Source organism: Caballeronia arvi (assembly GCF_001544695.2).
Lineage (GTDB): Bacteria > Pseudomonadota > Gammaproteobacteria > Burkholderiales > Burkholderiaceae > Caballeronia > Caballeronia arvi.
The window spans coordinates 62,348-82,058 of the sequence record NZ_FCOM02000005.1 but is presented as its reverse complement, the minus strand read 5'-3'; the positions used below and the strand labels follow the sequence as shown (position 1 = coordinate 82,058).

Below are 19,711 nucleotides of genomic sequence, written 5' to 3'. Positions count from 1 at the left end.
GAGTCCAACAGCGCTTTTTTTATTGCCCGTCGATAATACGAATAATCCCGCGGCGCATTTTAAGCGGGTTTTCCCGAGGGTTTCGGGATTCGAGTCGCCGCATTGCGAGCGCATTTACAACGCAACGCCGACGCGCACCGGAAACCCTTCAAAACGCTTGCTGCACGGCGCTTCCGTCCGCTAAACTGCATTTCCCGACCCGTTGGTCGGCGATTCGTTTCGGGGCGCGGATCAGGCGCGAATCACGGGCATTTGTCGCAAGCAGTCCATCACGCAGAAACACGATTTACGGGGCGCAAATCAATGAAGTTGGCTTTACGCGGTAAGACGGTCGCAATGGCCGTCGCGAGTATGTGTGTCAGTTTCTCGGCGGCATTCAGCAATCAGGTTTTGGCGGACGTGAAAATCGGCGTGACGGTCTCGGCGACGGGTCCGGCGGCGTCGCTCGGCATTCCGGAAAAGAACACGATCGCACTATTACCGAAGGAAATCGCGGGGCAGAAGGTGGAGTACATCGTCCTCGACGACGCCACCGATTCCACTCAGGCCGTGAAAAACGCGCGCAAGCTGACGAGCGAAGATCATGTCGATGCGCTCGTCGGATCGACCGTCGTGCCCAATTCGCTCGCGATGATCGATATCGCCGCCGAAACGCACACGCCGATGATCTCGATGGCCGCGGCCGCGAGCATCGTCGAGCCGATGGATGCCAAGAAGGCGTGGGTCTTCAAGACGCCGCAGAACGACATTCTCATGGCGACCGCGATTGCGCAGCACATGTCGAATCACGGCGTGAAGACGGTGGCGTTCATCGGCTTTTCCGATGCCTATGGCGAGAGCTGGTTCAAGGAGTTCGGCAAAGCCGCCGATCTCGCGAAGCTGAAGGTCGTCGCTAACGAGCGCTTCGCGCGCAACGATGCATCGGTCACAGGCCAGGTGCTCAAGATGATGTCGCAGAACGCGGACGCGGTGCTGATCGCCGGCGCGGGCACGCCGGCCGCGCTGCCGCAGAAGACGCTCAAGGAGCGCGGCTACAAGGGCAAGATCTATCAGACGCACGGCGTTGCCAATAACGACTTCCTGCGCGTGTGCGGCAAGGATTGCGAAGGCACGTTCCTGCCCGCGGGGCCGCTCCTGGTCGCCGAGCAGTTGCCCGACAGCAATCCCGCGAAGCAGGCCGCTCTCGCGTACAAGAAGGCGTATGAAGGCGCGTATGGCGCGGGTTCGGTGTCGACGTTCGGCGGTCACGCGTGGGACGCGGGTCTCATTCTGCAGCGCGCGATTCCCGTCGCGCTGAAGAAGGGCCAGCCCGGCACGCCGGCGTTCCGCGATGCGTTGCGCGCGGCTATCGAAGAGACGAAGAATCTGCCCGCGTCGCACGGCATCTTCAACATGAGCCCCAACGATCACGCAGGACTCGACCAGCGCGCGCGCGTGATGGTGGAGATCGTCGGCGGCAAGTGGAAGCTCTCGGGCAACTGACGGCAAAACGCATGTGAACTGATCGGAGAACAAAGGCGCGTCGCAAGATAACGCGCCTTTTTTTCTGTGCTGTGCAGTAAGAGAACGGCGGCGAAAGAAGAGGGCGCGAAGCCTCGCATGCAGCCGCGCAACAGTCAGGGAAATCCACCCTTGGCACGCATTAACGCGGTACATAGATTGGGGCGGCCTTTCGATCTGGCTTCGGGGGCGCGCATCGATAACAGCTCGCAGCAGCGCACCGCACGGGTGCGTGTTGGCAAAACAGGCAAGTCGCGTTTGGAGACAAGCAATGAAAACGAAGAAGGCATGGATCAGGACGGGCATCGCGCTCGCCGTCGCGGGCAGCATGTTCGCAGGCGCGGGCGCGGCGTTCGCGCAAGTGAAGATCGGCGTGACGCTCTCGGCGACGGGGCCGGCGGCATCGCTCGGGATTCCCGAGAAAAATACCGTCACGCTGTTGCCGAAGGAAATCGGCGGGAAGTCGGTCGAATGGATCGTGCTCGATGACGGCTCGGACACGAGCCGCGCCGTGCAGAACACGCGCAAGCTGATCGATGAAGATCATGTCGATGCGATCGTCGGTTCGACGGTCACGCCCAACTCGCTCGCGATGATCGATCCGGCCGCCGCCGGCAAGACGCCGATGATCTCGATGGCTGCATCGGCCGCGATCATCTCGCCGATGGACGCGAAAAAGGCGTGGGTCTTCAAGACGCCGCAGAACGACGCGCTGATGGCCGATGCGATCGCGAGCTACATGGAGAAGCACGGCGTGAAGACGGTGGGCTTCATCGGCTTCGCGGATGCCTACGGCGACGGCTGGTACAACGTCTTCAACGCGGCCGCGAACGCGCACAAGCTGAAGATCGTCACGAACGAACGCTATAACCGCACGGACACGTCCGTGACCGGTCAGGTGTTGAAGACGATGGGCGCGAATCCGGACGCGGTGCTGATCGCGGGTGCGGGCACGCCGTCCGCGCTGCCGGCGAAGGCGCTGAAGGAGCGCGGCTACAAGGGCAAGGTGTATCAGACGCACGGCGTCGCGAATAACGACTTCCTGCGGGTCTGCGGCAAGGATTGCGAGGGCGAGATCCTGCCCGCGGGTCCGGTGCTCGTGACAGAGCAGTTGCCGGAGAGCAATCCGGTGAAGAAATCGTCGGCGGCATACAAGGACGCGTATGAAAAGGCGTTCGGCGCGGGTTCGCTCTCGACCTTCGGCGGCCACGCGTGGGACGCGGGCCAGATGCTTCAGCGGGCGATTCCCGAGGCGCTCAAGAAGGGCCAGCCGGGCACGCCGGAGTTCCGCGAGGCGCTGCGCGCCGCGCTGGAAAACCTGAAGGATCTGCCGGTGTCGCACGGCATCATGAACACGACGCCGAACGATCACAACGGCTTCGACACTCGCGCGCGCGTGATGGTGCAGATCGTCGATGGCAAGTGGAAGCTGTTGAACGACTGATCATCGCACGACGCTTTCTCGCCTTATTTTCAAGACAAACGGCGCACCGGCAACGGCGCGCCGTTTGACCATGTTTCACCGAAGCTTCGAAGAGGAAGTATGGACTTATCGATTGCGGCGATCCTCGCGCAGGACGGGATCACCACGGGTGCGATCTACGCCTTGCTCGCACTCGCTCTGGTGCTCGTGTTCTCCGTGACACGCGTTATTTTCATTCCGCAGGGCGAGTTCGTTGCGTACGGCGCGCTCACGCTGGCCGCGTTGCAAACGCAGAAACTGCCGGCGACCTGCTATCTGCTCATCGCGATGGGCGTGGGCTGCTTCGTCGCCGAATTGGCAGGCATCGTGCGCCATCCCGCGCGATATCACCAGATCGGCCGATTGCTCGCGGTGCTTGCGGGCAAGTATCTTCTCTTTCCTGTCGCAGTCTGGGGCATTACGCAGGCGGTTGCCGCGCAGCCCTTGCCGATGATTGCGCAAATCGCGCTGACGCTGCTGATCGTCGTGCCGATGGGACCGTTCGTCTATCGGCTCGCGTATGAGCCGATCGCGGAGGCGAGCACGCTTTTGCTCCTGATCGTCGCGGTAGCGGTGCACTTCGCGATGGTCGGCCTCGGGCTCGTCATGTTCGGCGCGGAAGGCTCGCGCACGACCGCGTTCTCCGACGCCACCTTCAATCTCGGCGATGTGTCGATCTCGGGGCAGAGCCTGTGGGTCGTCGGCACGGCTGTCGTGCTGATCGTCGCGCTGTACTTCTACTTCGATCGCTCCATTTCCGGAAAGGCGTTGCGTGCGACGTCGGTGAACCGGCTGGGTGCGCGGCTGGTTGGCATCGGCACGACGCAGGCGGGGCGTCTCGCGTTCACGCTCGCTGCCGGCCTCGGCGCGCTGTGCGGCGTGCTCGTGGCGCCGATCACGACCATCTACTACGACTCGGGCTTCCTGATCGGTCTGAAGGGGTTCGTGGGGGCCATCGTCGGTGGTCTGGTGAGCTATCCGCTGGCGGCGGCAGGATCGCTGCTGGTCGGGTTGCTCGAATCGTATTCGTCGTTCTGGGCGAGCGCATATAAGGAGGTGATCGTCTTCACCCTGATCATTCCGGTCTTGCTGTGGCGAAGTCTCGCAAGCCCGCATTCGGATGAAGACGAGGAGTAAGCCGATGAAATTCCGTTCTTTCTGGATCTTCCTGCTGGTCGTCTTCGCGCTGCCCGTGCTGCCGGGGCCGGTCGCCGTGCCCGAGTACTGGATCACGCTGCTGAACTACATCGGCCTCTATTCGATCGTCGCGATCGGGCTCGTGCTGCTGACGGGCATCGGCGGCATGACGAGCTTCGGACAGGCCGCGTTCGTTGGCGTAGGCGCTTATGCGACAGCCTTCCTGACGACGCGCTACGGTGTCTCGCCGTGGCTTGCGTTGATCGCTGGCGTCGTGTTGACGGCGTTCATTGCGCTCTTGCTCGGGCTCATCACAATGCGTCTCTCCGGGCACTTCCTGCCGCTCGGGACGATCGCGTGGGGGCTGTCGCTGTTCTACCTGTTCGGCAACATGGAACTGCTCGGCAAGTACGACGGCATCAACGGCATTCCTGTGCTCAATCTGTTCGGCTGGGAGCTCGAGTCGGGCCGCAGCATCTACTACCTGATCTGGGTCGTTGTGCTGCTCGCCGTAGTGTCTGTTCAAAACCTGCTTAACAGTCGGCCGGGGCGTGCGATTCGCGCGCTGCGTGGCGGCGGCACGATGGCCGAAGCGATGGGCGTCAACACCGCCTGGATGCGCGTGGTCATCTTCATCTATGCAGCGGTTCTGGCGGCGATTTCGGGCTTTTTGTATGCGCACTTGCAGCGCGCGGTGAATCCGACGCCTTTCGGTCTCAATCACGGCATCGAGTTCCTGTTCATGGCGGTGGTCGGCGGAGTTTCGCATGTCTGGGGCGCGATTCTCGGCGCAACGATTCTCACCGTGCTTCAGGACTATCTGCAGACGCTGTTGCCGAAGCTGCTCGGTGCGAACGGCAATTTTGAGATTATCGTTTTCGGTGTCTTGATGGTGCTCCTGCTCCAATACGCGCGGCAGGGCGTGTGGCCGTTCGTCGCACGGATTTTCCCGCGTGGGCCGCGTGCTCATGTATCGAATCACAGCGAGGCTTTGCCGCAGCGCAGCAAACCTGCGGCGGGTGAGCGCCTGCTCGTTGTCGAGAAGGCGCGTAAACAGTTCGGCGGACTCGTCGCGGTGAACGACGTAAGTTTCGACGTGAAAGCGGGCGAGATCATCGGACTAATCGGGCCGAACGGCGCGGGCAAGTCGACGACGTTCAATCTCGTGACCGGCGTGCTCCAGGCGACCAGTGGCGCGATCAGTTTCCACGGCGAGCGCATCGAGAAGCTCACTTCACGTGAAATCGTGAAGCGTGGCATTGGGCGCACGTTCCAGCACGTCAAAATGCTCCCCGGTATGACTGTGCTGGAGAACGTCGCGATCGGCGCGCATTTGCGTGGCACTACGGGTGTCTGGCGGAGCATTGCCCGCTTGAACGCGCCGGAGGAAGCGCGGTTGATGGCGGAGGCGGCGAAGCAGATCGCACGCGTCGGCCTGGAAAAGCACATCTACAGCGAGGCCGGCAGTCTCGCGCTCGGTCAGCAGCGGATTCTCGAAATTGCCCGTGCGCTGTGCTGCGATCCGACTTTGCTGCTGCTCGACGAACCGGCCGCAGGTCTGCGCTATCAGGAAAAGGTGCAGCTCGCCGATTTGCTGCGGAAGCTGCGCGCGGAGGGCATGAGCATTTTGTTGGTCGAGCACGACATGGATTTCGTGATGAACCTCACGGATCGGCTCGTCGTGATGGAGTTTGGCACGAAGATCGCGGAAGGATTGCCAACGGACGTCCAGAAAGATCCGGCGGTTCTCGAGGCATATCTGGGCGGGGTGGAATGATGGCGAACGAATCGAATGCTGTGCGAGAGCCGATCTTGCAGGTGCAAGGCTTGTCGGTGCGCTACGGGAAGGTTGAAGCGCTGCACGACGGAAAACTGACGGTCGGAGCAGGGCAAATCGTCTCGGTGATCGGGCCGAACGGTGCGGGTAAGTCGACCCTGCTCAACGCGATCATGGGAGCATTACCGCAGACGGGACACGCAAAGGGCCTCGTGCGCTATCTCGGCGAGGATGTCTCCGCGCTGGCGATTGAACGTCGCGTCTCACGTGGAATGTGCCTCGTACCGGAGAAGCGCGAATTGTTCTCGACGATGGCGGTCGAGGACAATCTCGTGCTCGGCGCATATCGGCGAAAGAGAGCAGGGGAACGCAATTTCCTCGATCAACTCGATCACGTCTTCGAGTTGTTCCCTCGGCTGAAGGAGCGATGGAAGCAGGCGGCCGGCACGCTCTCTGGCGGGGAGCGTCAGATGCTCGCCGTTGGCCGTGCGTTGATGGGCAAGCCGCAGTTGCTCATGCTCGATGAACCGAGCCTCGGTCTCGCGCCGCTGATCGTGAAGGAGATTTTTCACATCATCAGCGCGCTTCGTCAGACGGGCGTCGCCACGCTGCTGATTGAGCAGAACGCGCGTGCCGCGTTGCAGATTTCCGATTACGGCTACGTGCTCGAAACGGGAGAGTTCGCTCTGGAAGGCAATGCCGACGCACTCCAACATAACCCGCAAGTCATCGAAACCTATCTTGGTCTGACGAAGAAAAGCGCTTAAACGAGGCGCGGACCGGCTCAGACGATGGCGTGTTTCACGTGAAACACGCCATTTTTTTCGCCATTAGCCAATCGGTCGAATTCGAGACAGAGAAGAAACCGTTATAATTCAAAGCTATTCTCTCTTCAGGTTCGTGTCGTTCGTGCACGAAATCTCCAATGTTTTATCCCACAGAATTTGATGTGATCGTCGTCGGCGGCGGTCACGCGGGCACTGAGGCCGCGCTTGCCTCCGCGCGGATGGGCTGCAGAACGCTACTTTTGACCCACAACATCGAGACGTTGGGCCAGATGAGCTGCAATCCGTCGATCGGCGGAATCGGCAAGGGCCATCTCGTCAAAGAAGTTGACGCGCTCGGCGGGGCAATGGCCGCCGCTACCGACGAGTCGGGCATCCAGTTCCGCATTCTCAATTCCTCGAAAGGGCCGGCCGTGCGGGCTACGCGCGCGCAGGCGGACCGGCTGCTGTACAAGCAGGCCATTCGTCATCGGCTGGAGAATCAGCCGAATTTGTGGCTGTTCCAGCAAGCCGTCGATGACCTGATGGTCGAAGGCGATCGCGTCGTTGGCGCGGTAACGCAGGTTGGTCTGCGTTTTCGGGCGCGCGCCGTCGTCCTTACGGCGGGCACTTTCTTGGACGGCAAGATTCACGTCGGCCTGAATAATTACGTCGGTGGACGCGCGGGCGATCCGGCCGCGGTGTCGCTGTCTGCGCGCTTGAAGGAATTGAAGCTTCCCCAAGGCCGGCTCAAGACAGGCACGCCGCCGCGAATCGATGGCCGCACGATCGACTTCTCGAAACTCGAAGAACAGCCGGGCGATCTCGATCCGATTCCGGTGTTCTCGTTTCTTGGACGAGTGGAGCAGCATCCGCGTCAGATGCCGTGCTGGGTCACGCATACGAACGCGCAGACGCACGACATCATCCGCTCGGGGCTGGACCGTTCGCCCATGTACACGGGCGTGATCGAGGGCGTTGGGCCGCGATATTGCCCGTCGATCGAGGACAAGATTCATCGTTTTGCATCGAAGGACGCGCATCAGATCTTCCTCGAGCCGGAAGGGCTGACAACGAATGAGTTCTATCCGAACGGCATCTCCACGAGCCTTCCGTTCGATGTCCAGCTCGAACTTGTCCGCTCGATGCGGGGTCTCGAGCACGCGCACATCCTTCGTCCTGGCTATGCAATCGAGTATGACTACTTCGACCCGCGTGCGCTCAAGGCGTCGCTAGAGACAAAGGCGATCAACGGTCTGTTCTTTGCCGGGCAGATCAACGGTACGACAGGCTACGAAGAAGCGGCTGCCCAAGGCCTGCTCGCGGGTATCAACGCGAGTTTGCAGGTTCAAGGAAAGGACGCGTGGTCGCCGCGTCGGGATCAGGCATATTTGGGCGTGCTCGTCGACGATCTGGTGACGCGTGGCGTGTCGGAACCCTATCGGATGTTCACGAGCCGCGCCGAGTATCGTCTTTCGCTGCGTGAAGACAATGCGGATATGCGTCTGACTGAGATCGGGCGCGAGCTGGGTGTCGTCGATGACGTGCGTTGGGACGCGTTCAGCCGCAAGCGCGATGCTGTTTCACGTGAAACACAGCGGCTCCGCTCGACCTGGGTGAATCCGAAGACGCTGCCCGCCGAAGAGGCGACTGCGTTGCTGGGCAAGCCCATCGACCACGAATATAGTTTGGCCGATCTCTTGCGACGCCCGGGGGTTTCGTACGATGGAATCTGTGCACTGCGCGAGGGCGCGTGCGGTCCCGACGCGCCGCTCGCGGAAGATCCCGTTCTGTTGGCGCAAATCACGGAACAAATCGAGATCGGTGTGAAGTATCAGGGCTATATCGACCGACAAGCGGACGAAATCGAGCGAAATGGCGCACAGGAAAACACGCGCCTGCCCGAGGGCCTCGACTACAACGACGTTCGCGGCTTGTCCTTCGAGGCACGGCAGAAGCTGATCCAGCATCGCCCTGAAACGATAGGGCAAGCGTCACGCATCTCGGGGATCACGCCGGCAGCGATCTCGCTGCTAATGGTTCATCTGAAACGCGGTGCAGGTCGTCGCGGCCGCAATTCGACCGGCGATGATTCCGCGACCGGCAACACGACGGCGGTTCAATGACGGAGCGCAATCAATCCCTGGCGACGACGCTCGATGAGGGCGTCGCCGAACTCGGTCTTGCGCTGACGGGCTCGCAGACGCAAAAGTTGCTCGATTATGTGGCGCTGCTCGGGAAGTGGAACGGCGTCTACAACCTGACGGCGATCCGCGATCCCCGGCAGATGGTGATCCAGCACATTCTGGATTCGCTCGCAATCGTGCCGGCGGTGTCGGCGCGAAAGCCGAAGACTGCGCTGGATGTCGGCTCGGGAGGCGGGTTGCCTGGCATCGTCCTGGCTATCGTTCTGCCGGAATTGAGTGTCACGTTGAACGATATCGTTCACAAGAAAACGGCATTCCAGTCGCAGGCGAAAGTGCAGTTAGGTCTAAGCAATCTGTCTGTTGTGACGGGTCGTGTCGAAAATTTGCGTCCGGGCATTGATGTCCCGGAAAAATTCGATGTAATCGTGTCGCGCGCGTTCGCAGAGCTCTCCGATTTCGTTACACTTTCGCGTCATCTGGTTTCGAACGATGGACGGATTCTGGCGATGAAGGGCGTAAAGCCCGACACCGAAGCCGCGCGCCTGCCGGCCGGCGCGACGGTGCTTGGCATCGAGCGTCTGATGGTGCCGATGCTCGACGCCGAGCGGCATCTCGTCGAGATTGCCGTTGCGCCAGTTTGACGGTCCGCCGTACGGTTTTCATCCGGCATCCGGGTACGCTGATCTTCTGACAGCGAGATAACGAGGACACTAAACGATGGCAAAAATCTTCTGCGTCGCAAATCAGAAGGGCGGCGTTGGAAAGACCACGACAGCGGTCAATCTCGCGGCGAGCCTCGCGGGGCTCGGCCAGCGCGTGCTGCTGATCGACCTGGACCCCCAAGGTAACGCGACGATGGGCAGCGGCATCGACAAGTCGGCGTGCGAGAACACCGTCTACGAAGTGCTCGTCGATGGCGTCACGCTGCGCGAGGCGCGCGTGCGCCCATCGGCCGTCGAATACGATGTGCTCCCGGCGAATCGCGAACTCGCGGGCGCCGAGGTCGAACTCGTGGAGATGGAACATCGCGAGCGGATTCTCCGCACTGCGATCGCCGAGGTAGTCGATGACTATGACTTCGTTCTGATCGATTGCCCACCTGCGCTCTCGCTGCTGACCCTCAACGCCCTGTGCGCGGCGCATGGCGTCGTCATTCCGATGCAGTGCGAGTACTTCGCGCTCGAGGGCCTGTCGGATCTGGTGAACACCATCAAACAGGTCCACGCGAATCTGAATCGCGATCTGAAGGTCATCGGTCTGTTGCGCGTGATGTTCGATCCGCGAATCACCTTGCAGCAACAGGTGTCGGATCAACTGAAGGAACACTTCGGCAGCAAGCTGTTCGACGTCGTCATTCCCCGCAACGTGCGCCTTGCCGAGGCGCCGAGCTACGGGCTGCCGGGCGTCGTGTTCGACAAGTCGTCGCGCGGTGCGCAGGCTTACATCCAATTCGGCACTGAAATGATGGAGCGTGTGCGCGCGCTCGAGGTCAGCTAAGCCAACCCATTCGATGCGGCAGAGAACGCCGACGGAGGAACCGAAATGAGCGCTGTAATGAAGAAGAAGGGTCTGGGCCGTGGTCTGGATGCGTTGCTCGGCGGCAGCGTCGACATTACGGAAGCCGTGCGCGGCGAAGGCATGCCATCGGTGCTGTCGCTCGATAAATTGCAGGCAGGCAAGTACCAGCCGCGTACTCGCATGGACGAAGGCGCGCTTCAGGAACTCGCCGCGAGCATCCGCGCGCAAGGTCTGATGCAGCCGATCCTCGTGCGATCGGTCGGCGATGACCACTACGAAATCATCGCGGGCGAGCGACGTTTCCGGGCCGCTCGCATCGCCGGACTCGATGAAGTACCGGTGCTCGTGAAAAACGTGCCAGATCAGGCCGCGGCCGCGATGGCGCTGATCGAAAATATCCAGCGCGAGGATCTGAACCCGCTGGAAGAGGCGCAGGGCATTCAGCGTCTGCTCGACGAATTCAGCTTCACGCACGAACAGGCGGCCGAGTCGGTCGGACGCTCGCGCAGCGCGGTATCGAACCTGCTGCGCCTTTTGAACCTCGCGATGCCCGTGCAAACGATGCTGCTCGCCGGCGATCTCGATATGGGCCACGCGCGCGCGCTGCTGGCCGTCGATGCGGCGACGCAGATCCAGCTCGCCAACCACGTCGTGAATCGCCGCCTGTCGGTGCGTGAAACCGAACGGCTCGTCGCCGCGACGACCAAGGAAGCGCCCGCGACCAAGGCGCGCGTCGCGAACGACGGTGGCCGCGATACGCGCCGACTCGAAGAAGAACTGTCGGACCTGCTCGCCGCGAACGTGAAGATAAAGCTCGGCGGAAGAGGGCGCGGCAAGGTGTTGATCGATTTTGGCAATCTCGACGCGCTCGAAGGCATCCTGACGAAGCTGCGCGGCAGCATCGAGACACCGACGCCCACGGCCTGACCTGCGCATCACTTGTCCGAATACAACATCAATCGCGCGCGGACCGAGTTGTTCGCGCGACTGTGGCGAGCCGTCTCCAAAGAGCCGGTTCTCGCGATTCTCGTCGTCGCGCTGATCGTGCTGCAGATCGCGCATCCGCGGCCGTGGATGTCGCTGCCTGGTCTCGTCGACTGGCAAACGGTGCTCACGCTCGCCGGGTTGCTGATCCTGACCAAGGCGATCGAATTATCAGGATTCCTGATGTGGGCCGCGCATCGGCTCGTGCATCACATTCATGGCGAACGCACGCTCGCGCTTCTCCTCGTCGCGCTGGCAGCGGGGCTGTCGACGGTGCTCACCAACGATGTCGCGCTCTTTGCCGTCGTGCCGCTCGCGCTATCGCTGCACAAACTCGCGCCGCTGCCGATCAAGCGGCTAGTCATCGTGATCGCGTTAGCGGTCAACGCGGGCTCCATCCTGACGCCGCTTGGCAATCCGCAGAACCTCTTTCTATGGCAGACGGGCGGCGTCGGGTTTCCCGCCTTCGTATGGGCGCTGTTGCCGCTGTGCGCCGCATTGATGGCGCTGCTCGGGCTCGTGACGTTCGCGATGTTCCGCGCCGCGCCGCTCGACCTATCGGGCGATGTCGAAGAGCATCGCGTCGATCGCGTGTTGTGTGGCGTGAGCGTCCTTGCTTTCGCGGTATTCGTCGCGCTCGCCGATGCACATCACGCCGGACCCGCGCTCGCCGCGCTTGCGCTGGTGTTCCTGCTGTGGCGTCGCGAAGTCGTGTTCAAGATCGACTGGCTGCTGCTGCTCGTCTTCGTGATGATGTTCATCGTGTTGCGCAGCGCCGCCGCGTTGCCGTCGATCCACTCGACGATCGCGCATCTCGGCATCGGCTCTGCGGTGCGCGCGTACGCGGCCGGAGCGGTGCTTTCGCAAGGGATCAGCAACGTGCCGGCGGCGATCGTCCTCGCGGAGTTCTCCAAGGATTGGCGCGCGCTCGCGTTCGGCGTGAGCGTCGGCGGTTTCGGCCTGGCGATCGGTTCGCTGGCCAATCTGATCGCAGTGCGGCTGTCGGGTGAAAAGGGCATGTGGATGCCGTTCCACATCGTGTCCATCCCGTTCTGGATCGTGGCGATGATCATCGGTTGGGCGCTCGTCTGACGTCCCGCCAAGCCTCGGGTATCAACTGAGAATCTCCTTGCAATTGCAAGAAAAGTCTCGCTTTCGAGACCATTTTTTAAGGTTCGTCCGCTTGGCTTTTGACACACCTAAACTATTGAATCCGTGACAACAATCGCTTACAATCGCCCGGATTTATCAGCTAGGCCACCTCGAAAGCGCCGCGAAAGCGCAAGGTGATTTCCCCGGACTTTTGGTTGAAGGTTTGAAGACGGTGCGAGAGGAAAATCGAGCGCCGGACGCTCACGCAACCGGCAACGCGAAGGCCTCCGGAAATCAGCCGCGCAGTTCGTCGAGCGAATCGTGGGACGCCGAAGCGCAAGATAACAATATCGTTCCGCTCACGCGGGATCAGGCAGAGAAGCTGTTTGGCCCTGAGGTGAGTCGTCCATCGCGTGTCACGCCGTATCGGGTAGTGGCAGCGCAAATGGTTTTGTCCCTGGGTGCGACGCTACTGTGGTGGCTGTTCTACAAGCCGCCGGGCGATGCTGCGCTGTCCGCGTTCCTGGGGGGCGCAATCTGCTGGGTGCCGAGCGCTTTGTTCGCCGCGCGTCTGAAGGCGAAGAGCGGCGCAGAGACGATCATGAGCTGGATGATCGGCGAGGCGCTCAAGATGGGAGCGACGATTGCTATGTTCGTGGCGGTCGCGTACTGGTACAAGAGCGCGTTGTGGCTGCCGCTCCTCGTTACGTACATCGTCGCCCTGAAGACTTACTGGGTTGCAATGGCGCTGCGGTGACAATTCTTGACGTCCCAGGTAAGTGCCTGCAGCACGGGTTGTAAGTAGCATCACGAATGAACAGGTGCGGATCATGTTCCGCACGCGGGCCGCGCGGTCCGGAGCTGCAGCGCGAAGCGCCGGCTCGGACGTGCAGGCGGCGAAAGATTTTTGACAATTTGGGTGGCTTTAACGATATGGCAGCTAGCGAAGGAACGCACGCTCTGGATCCGTCCGAGTACATTGCGCACCACTTGCAGAATCTTTCCACGCACGCACAGACGTCGATCTTCGATATCCACGTCTGGAATCTCGACACGCTGTTCTGGTCGATCGTGTGCGGCGTCCTCACCATTTTCATTCTCGGTCTTGCTGCACGCAAGGCGACGTCCGGTGTGCCCGGCCGTTTCCAGTGCGCTATCGAAATGCTGGTCGAGATGGTCGAAGACCAGTCGAAGTCGATGATCCACGGCAGCCGCCGCTTCATCGCTCCGCTCGCACTGACCGTGTTCGTCTGGGTCGCCCTGATGAACTCGCTCGACTTCATCCCTGTCGATCTGCCGCCGCGCATCATCGGCTGGCTGGGTCTCGAAAACGTGCTCCCGCATCATCGCATCGTGCCGACCGCCGACCTGAACGGCACCATCGGCATCGCGCTCGGCGTGTTCGTGCTGATGATCTACTACAACTTCAAGATCAAGGGCGCCGGCGGCTTCGTGCATGAACTGCTGTCCGCTCCGTTCGGCGCGCATCCGCTCCTGTGGATTCCGAACCTCGCGCTGAATATCATCGAGTTCGTCGCCAAGACGGTTTCGCTCGGCATGCGGCTTTTCGGCAACATGTACGCAGGCGAACTGCTGTTCCTCCTCATCGCCCTTCTGGGCAGCATGTGGACGTTCGGTGCGGACACATCGGTGCTCGGTTTCATCGGCCATATCGTCGCGGGTACGGTTTGGGCGATCTTCCACATTCTGATCGTGCTGCTGCAGGCGTTCATTTTCATGATGCTGACGCTGGTGTACCTCGGCCAGGCGCATGACTCGCACTGACGCCTCGCGGTAGTTCCGGAATCGTTCGAGTTTCAAGTTTTCGTTTTTTATAAATCCAGTTCCAAAGTCTTTAATCAAAGGAGTGATCATGCAAGCTTTCATCGCCAACATCCAAGGTCTGACCGCCATCGGTATCGGCATCATCATCGGCCTGGGTGCAATCGGCGCCTGTATCGGTATCGGTCTGATGGGCGGCAAGTACATTGAAGCATGCGCCCGCCAGCCGGAACTGATGAACCCGCTGCAGACCAAGATGTTCCTGCTGGCTGGTCTGATCGACGCGGCGTTCCTGATCGGCGTTGGTGTGGCAATGCTGTTTGCGTTCGCGAACCCGCTGCTCTCGAAGCTCGCAGGCTGAGGTTCCTCGGAAGTTTGCGCCTGATCTTTTGACAGGACGCTGAACGGAACGGGTGAGGCGCTGATCGAGCTCAACAAGCCGATGAGCGCCTTTTAACCGTTTCACCTCCGACCAAGCAACGTTTAAGGAAACACCGTGAATCTCAACGCAACCCTGTTTGCGCAAATGGTCGTGTTTCTGATCCTCGCGTGGTTCACGATGAAGTTCGTGTGGCCGCCGTTGATCAACGCCCTCGACGAGCGCTCGAAAAAGATTGCCGACGGCCTCGCCGCCGCCGACAAGGGCAAAGCGGAACTCGAAGCAGCGCACAAGCGCGTCGACCAGGAGCTCGCCCAAGCACGTAACGACGGCCAGCAACGTATCGCCGACGCTGAAAAGCGCGCTGCCGCAGTCGCAGAAGAAATCAAGGCCAACGCGCAAGCCGAAGCCGCGCGCATCGTCGCGCAGGCCAAGGCCGACGCCGACCAGCAGATCGTGAAGGCTCGCGAATCGCTGCGTTCGGAAGTCGCGGCGCTGGCTGTCAAAGGCGCCGAGCAGATTCTGAAGCGCGAAGTCGATCAGAAGGCTCACGCCGCTCTGCTGAATCAACTCAAAACCGAGCTCTGATCATGGCCGAACTTGCAACCATCGCTCGTCCTTACGCAGAAGCGCTGTTCCGCGTGGCCGAAACCGGCGATCTCGCGGGCTGGTCCACCTTCGTCGAGGAGCTGGCACAGGTTGCGCGTCTGCCCGAAGTGGAATCGGTCGCTTCGAGCCCGAAGGTGAATCGTCAGCAAATCGTCGATCTCCTGCTCGCCGCAGTGAAGTCGCCGCTCGCGCAGAGCAATGCACAGGCGAAGAACTTCGTCGGCATGCTGGTCGAGAACCATCGCCTGCCGCTGCTGCCGGAAATCGCCGTTCAGTTCGACGAGCTGAAGAACGCCCGTGAAGGTGCTGCCGACGCTCACATCGTGAGCGCGTTTCCCCTCGAAGGCGAACAATTGAACGACCTCGTTGCAAGCCTCGAACGCAAGTTCAAGCGCAAGCTGAAACCGATCGTTTCCGTCGATCAGTCGCTGATCGGCGGCGTTCGCGTGACGGTTGGCGACGAAGTGCTCGATACCTCGGTCCGCGCGCGCCTCGCCAGCATGCAGACGGCTCTGACCGCCTAAATGACCAAATAAGGCGCTCAACCGTGTCTGAAGCTGGCACGCAACAGAATTGACTATCAGGAGCGAATAATGCAACTCAATCCCTCTGAGATCAGCGAGCTGATCAAGAGCCGGATCCAGGGCCTTGAAGCGAGCGCGGACGTTCGCAACCAGGGCACCGTGATCTCCGTGACCGACGGTATCGTGCGTATCCACGGCCTGTCGGACGTGATGCAGGGCGAAATGCTCGAATTCCCGGGCAATACCTTCGGCCTCGCGCTGAACCTCGAGCGCGACTCGGTCGGCGCCGTTATTCTCGGTGAGTACGAGCACATCTCGGAAGGCGACATCGTCAAGACGACGGGCCGCATTCTCGAAGTGCCGGTCGGACCGGAACTCATCGGCCGCGTGGTCGATGCGCTCGGCAACCCGATCGACGGCAAGGGCCCGATCAACGCGAAAGCAACCGACGCGATCGAAAAGATCGCGCCGGGCGTGATCTGGCGTAAGTCGGTGTCGCAGCCGGTGCAAACGGGTCTGAAGTCGATCGACTCGATGGTGCCGATCGGCCGTGGCCAGCGTGAGCTGATCATCGGCGACCGTCAGTGCGGCAAGACCGCGGTGGCCGTCGACGCGATCATCAACCAGAAGGGCAAAGACCTGTTCTGTATCTACGTCGCGATCGGCCAGAAGGCTTCGTCGATCATGAACGTGGTGCGCAAGCTCGAAGAGACCGGCGCGATGGCTTACACCATCGTCGTGGCGGCTTCGGCTTCGGAATCGGCGGCGATGCAATACCTCGCGCCGTACGCCGGCTGCACGATGGGCGAATATTTCCGCGATCGTGGCCAGGACGCACTGATCGTCTATGACGATTTGACCAAGCAAGCGTGGGCGTATCGCCAGATTTCGCTGCTGCTGCGCCGTCCGCCGGGCCGTGAAGCGTATCCGGGTGACGTGTTCTATCTGCACTCGCGTCTGCTCGAGCGCGCGGCTCGCGTCTCGGAAGAGTACGTCGAAAAGTTCACGAACGGCGAAGTGAAGGGCAAGAGCGGCTCGCTGACGGCGCTGCCCGTCATCGAAACGCAAGCCGGCGACGTGACCGCGTTCGTTCCGACCAACGTGATCTCGATTACCGACGGCCAGATCTTCCTCGAAACCGACCTGTTCAACGCCGGTATCCGCCCCGCGATCAACGCGGGCGTGTCGGTGTCGCGCGTCGGTGGCGCGGCTCAGACCAAGGTCGTGAAGAAGCTGTCGGGCGGTATTCGTACCGACCTCGCGCAGTATCGTGAACTGGCGGCGTTCGCACAGTTCGCATCGGACCTCGACGAAGCCACCCGCAAGCAGCTCGAGCGCGGCCGCCGCGTGACGGAACTGCTGAAGCAGCCGCAGTATCAGCCGCTGCAAGTGTGGGAACTGTCGGTTGCGCTGTTCGCGGCCAACAACGGTTACCTCGACGACCTCGAAGTCTCGCAAGTGCTGCCGTTCGAAAAGGGCATGCGCGAATTCCTGAAGACGAGCCACGGCGATCTGATTAAGCGCATCGAAGACAACAAAGACTTGTCGAAGGACGACGAAGGCGCATTGCATGCCGCGCTGAAGGACTTCAAGAAGTCGGGCGCTTATTGATCGGGATAGAGAGGCATCGCGCGGCGTTCAAAGGCGCCGCGCGGCTTCGATCAAGGAGTAAGCAATGGCTGGAATGAAGGAAATTCGCGGCAAGATCAAGAGCGTGCAGAACACGCGCAAGATCACCAAAGCGATGGAAATGGTCGCCGCATCGAAGATGCGCCGCGCTCAGGAGCGTATGCGTTCCGCCCGTCCGTATGCCGACAAGGTCCGCGCAATCGCCTCGCACATGAGCAAGGCGAACCCCGAGTATCGCCACCCGTTCATGGTGGAGAACAAGGGCGTGAATACGGCCGGTCTGATCCTCGTCACGACCGACAAGGGTCTGTGCGGCGGCATGAACACGAACATCCTGCGTGCGTCGCTGGGCAAGATCAAGGAACTCGATCAGAGCGGTGTGAAGATCGAGGCGTCGGCGATCGGCGGCAAGGGCTTGGGCTTCCTGAACCGGCTGAAGGCGCAGGTCGTGTCGCAAGTCACGCAACTGGGCGACACGCCGCATCTGGAAAAGCTGATCGGCGCGATCAAGGTGCAGCTCGACCTGTACTCGGAAGGCAAGATCAACGCGGTGTACCTGGCGTACACGCGCTTCATCAACACGATGAAGCAGGAAGCCGTGATCGAGCAGCTGCTGCCGTTGTCGGTGGATGACCTCCACGCGAAGGACGAAGAAGGCGCCATGCCGAAGACCTCGTGGGACTACATCTACGAGCCGGATGCGCAAACCGTGGTCGACGAGCTTCTGGTCCGCTACGTCGAGGCGCTCGTCTATCAGGCGGTCGCGGAAAACATGGCGTCGGAGCAATCCGCGCGCATGGTCGCGATGAAAGCCGCGTCCGACAACGCGAAGACCGTGATCAACGAACTGCAGCTCGTCTATAACAAGAGCCGCCAGGCCGCGATTACGAAAGAGTTGTCGGAAATCGTCGGTGGCGCCGCAGCGGTCTGATTTTGCTGACCGCGTGAAAGAACACAGTATCTAAAGGAAATGCGATGAGTACTACTGCTTTGGTAGAAGGCAAGATCGTACAGTGCATCGGCGCCGTTATCGACGTGGAATTTCCGCGTGCGCAAATGCCGAAGATTTACGACGCGCTCATTCTGGAAGGCACCGAACTGACGCTCGAAGTCCAGCAGCAGCTGGGCGACGGCGTGGTTCGCACCATCTGTCTGGGTGCATCCGACGGCCTGCGCCGCGGCACGGTGGTCAAGAACACCGGCAAGCCCATCAGCGTGCCGGTCGGCAAGCCGACTCTGGGCCGCATCATGGACGTGCTCGGCCGTCCGATCGACGAAGCTGGCCCGATCGCAGCGGACACGACGCGCTCGATTCACCAGCACGCGCCTGCGTTCGACGAGCTGTCGCCGTCGACGGAACTGCTCGAAACCGGCATCAAGGTTATCGACCTGATCTGCCCGTTCGCGAAGGGCGGCAAGGTCGGTCTGTTCGGCGGCGCTGGCGTCGGCAAGACCGTGAACATGATGGAACTCATCAACAACATCGCGAAGGAGCACGGCGGTTACTCCGTGTTCGCGGGCGTGGGTGAGCGTACCCGTGAAGGGAACGACTTCTATCACGAAATGAAGGACTCGAACGTTCTCGACAAGGTCGCGCTGGTGTACGGCCAGATGAACGAGCCGCCGGGCAACCGTCTGCGCGTCGCGCTGACCGGTCTGACGATGGCCGAGCACTTCCGTGACGAAGGCCTCGACGTGCTGTTCTTCGTCGACAACATCTACCGTTTCACGCTGGCGGGTACGGAAGTGTCCGCTCTGCTCGGCCGTATGCCTTCGGCAGTGGGCTATCAGCCGACGCTGGCTGAAGAAATGGGCAAGCTGCAAGAGCGCATCACGTCGACCAAGACCGGTTCGATCACGTCGGTTCAGGCCGTGTACGTCCCTGCGGATGACTTGACCGACCCGTCGCCGGCTACGACCTTCGGCCACCTGGACGCAACCGTCGTGTTGTCGCGTGACATCGCTTCGCTCGGTATCTATCCGGCAGTGGACCCGCTCGATTCGACCTCGCGTCAGATCGACCCGCACGTGATCGGCGAAGAGCATTACTCGATCACGCGCGGCGTGCAGCAGACGCTGCAGCGCTACAAGGAACTGCGCGACATCATCGCGATTCTGGGCATGGACGAACTGTCGCCGGAAGACAAGCTGTCGGTCTCGCGCGCGCGCAAGATCCAGCGTTTCCTGTCGCAGCCGTTCCACGTCGCTGAAGTGTTCACGGGCTCGCCGGGCAAGTACGTGCCGCTGAAGGAAACGATCCGCGGCTTCAAGATGATCGTCGAAGGTGAGTGCGATCATCTGCCGGAGCAGGCGTTCTACATGGTCGGCACGATCGACGAAGCCTTCGAAAAGGCCAAGAAGATCCAGTAAAGGTCGGGTGTTTTCAGGCGGACGCCAATGCAGTGCA

The 19,711-nt window shown here is 61.2% G+C and carries 18 protein-coding genes; all 18 read left to right on the top strand.

Annotation, left to right across the window (positions count from 1 at the left end; translation table 11 throughout):
* Positions 1-303: 303 nt before the first annotated feature.
* The 18 genes from AWB74_RS08040 to atpD all read left to right on the top strand — a co-directional run bounded on the left by AWB74_RS08040 (position 304) and on the right by atpD (position 19,674).
* Positions 304-1,482 (top strand): ABC transporter substrate-binding protein, encoded by a 1,179-nt coding sequence (locus AWB74_RS08040; RefSeq protein WP_061146256.1) that lies wholly within the window; start codon positions 304-306, stop codon positions 1,480-1,482.
* Between the two features lie 289 nt (positions 1,483-1,771).
* A complete protein-coding gene (locus AWB74_RS08035; RefSeq protein WP_061146255.1) occupies positions 1,772-2,944 on the top strand; it encodes an ABC transporter substrate-binding protein in 1,173 nt (390 codons plus the stop codon).
* 99 nt (positions 2,945-3,043) lie between these two features.
* A complete protein-coding gene (locus AWB74_RS08030) occupies positions 3,044-4,099 on the top strand; it encodes a branched-chain amino acid ABC transporter permease (RefSeq protein ID WP_061146254.1) in 1,056 nt (351 codons plus the stop codon).
* Positions 4,100-4,103: 4 nt separating this feature from the next.
* Positions 4,104-5,876: a branched-chain amino acid ABC transporter ATP-binding protein/permease gene (locus AWB74_RS08025; RefSeq protein ID WP_061146253.1), complete on the top strand. Its 1,773-nt coding sequence runs from the start codon at positions 4,104-4,106 to the stop codon at positions 5,874-5,876.
* Entirely contained in the window at positions 5,876-6,643 is a 768-nt protein-coding gene (locus tag AWB74_RS08020; protein ID WP_061146252.1) for an ABC transporter ATP-binding protein, read from the top strand. Before AWB74_RS08025 ends, AWB74_RS08020 begins: the two co-directional genes overlap by 1 nt.
* A gap of 158 nt (positions 6,644-6,801) precedes the next feature.
* Entirely contained in the window at positions 6,802-8,766 is a 1,965-nt protein-coding gene (gene mnmG / locus AWB74_RS08015; protein ID WP_061146251.1) for a tRNA uridine-5-carboxymethylaminomethyl(34) synthesis enzyme MnmG, read from the top strand.
* Positions 8,763-9,428, top strand: coding sequence for a 16S rRNA (guanine(527)-N(7))-methyltransferase RsmG (gene rsmG / locus AWB74_RS08010; RefSeq protein WP_061146250.1), 666 nt, complete (start codon positions 8,763-8,765; stop codon positions 9,426-9,428). The genes mnmG and rsmG overlap by 4 nt, the downstream gene beginning before the upstream one ends.
* A 76-nt stretch (positions 9,429-9,504) precedes the next feature.
* Positions 9,505-10,284: a ParA family protein gene (locus AWB74_RS08005; RefSeq protein ID WP_061146249.1), complete on the top strand. Its 780-nt coding sequence runs from the start codon at positions 9,505-9,507 to the stop codon at positions 10,282-10,284.
* A gap of 45 nt (positions 10,285-10,329) precedes the next feature.
* Complete coding sequence (locus AWB74_RS08000; RefSeq protein WP_061146248.1) at positions 10,330-11,232, top strand: ParB/RepB/Spo0J family partition protein; 903 nt, start codon at positions 10,330-10,332, stop codon at positions 11,230-11,232.
* Between the two features lie 12 nt (positions 11,233-11,244).
* Positions 11,245-12,381 (top strand): SLC13 family permease, encoded by a 1,137-nt coding sequence (locus AWB74_RS07995; protein ID WP_061146247.1) that lies wholly within the window; start codon positions 11,245-11,247, stop codon positions 12,379-12,381.
* 211 nt (positions 12,382-12,592) lie between these two features.
* Positions 12,593-13,138: an ATP synthase subunit I gene (locus tag AWB74_RS07990; RefSeq protein ID WP_087038892.1), complete on the top strand. Its 546-nt coding sequence runs from the start codon at positions 12,593-12,595 to the stop codon at positions 13,136-13,138.
* Between the two features lie 176 nt (positions 13,139-13,314).
* Positions 13,315-14,166, top strand: a complete 852-nt coding sequence (gene atpB, locus AWB74_RS07985) for a F0F1 ATP synthase subunit A (protein WP_061146245.1) — start codon at positions 13,315-13,317, stop codon at positions 14,164-14,166.
* Positions 14,167-14,254: 88 nt separating this feature from the next.
* Positions 14,255-14,524 carry a F0F1 ATP synthase subunit C gene (gene atpE / locus AWB74_RS07980; protein ID WP_007180033.1) on the top strand — a complete coding sequence of 90 codons (270 nt, stop codon included), beginning with the start codon at positions 14,255-14,257 and terminating at the stop codon, positions 14,522-14,524.
* 135 nt (positions 14,525-14,659) lie between these two features.
* Positions 14,660-15,130: a F0F1 ATP synthase subunit B gene (locus tag AWB74_RS07975; protein ID WP_061146244.1), complete on the top strand. Its 471-nt coding sequence runs from the start codon at positions 14,660-14,662 to the stop codon at positions 15,128-15,130.
* Between the two features lie 2 nt (positions 15,131-15,132).
* Positions 15,133-15,675, top strand: a complete 543-nt coding sequence (locus AWB74_RS07970; protein WP_061146243.1) for a F0F1 ATP synthase subunit delta — start codon at positions 15,133-15,135, stop codon at positions 15,673-15,675.
* A gap of 69 nt (positions 15,676-15,744) precedes the next feature.
* Positions 15,745-17,286, top strand: coding sequence for a F0F1 ATP synthase subunit alpha (gene atpA, locus AWB74_RS07965; protein WP_061146242.1), 1,542 nt, complete (start codon positions 15,745-15,747; stop codon positions 17,284-17,286).
* 64 nt (positions 17,287-17,350) lie between these two features.
* Complete coding sequence (atpG, locus tag AWB74_RS07960) at positions 17,351-18,235, top strand: F0F1 ATP synthase subunit gamma (protein ID WP_061146241.1); 885 nt, start codon at positions 17,351-17,353, stop codon at positions 18,233-18,235.
* A gap of 44 nt (positions 18,236-18,279) precedes the next feature.
* Positions 18,280-19,674: a F0F1 ATP synthase subunit beta gene (gene atpD, locus AWB74_RS07955; RefSeq protein WP_061146240.1), complete on the top strand. Its 1,395-nt coding sequence runs from the start codon at positions 18,280-18,282 to the stop codon at positions 19,672-19,674.
* Positions 19,675-19,711 lie beyond the last annotated feature (37 nt).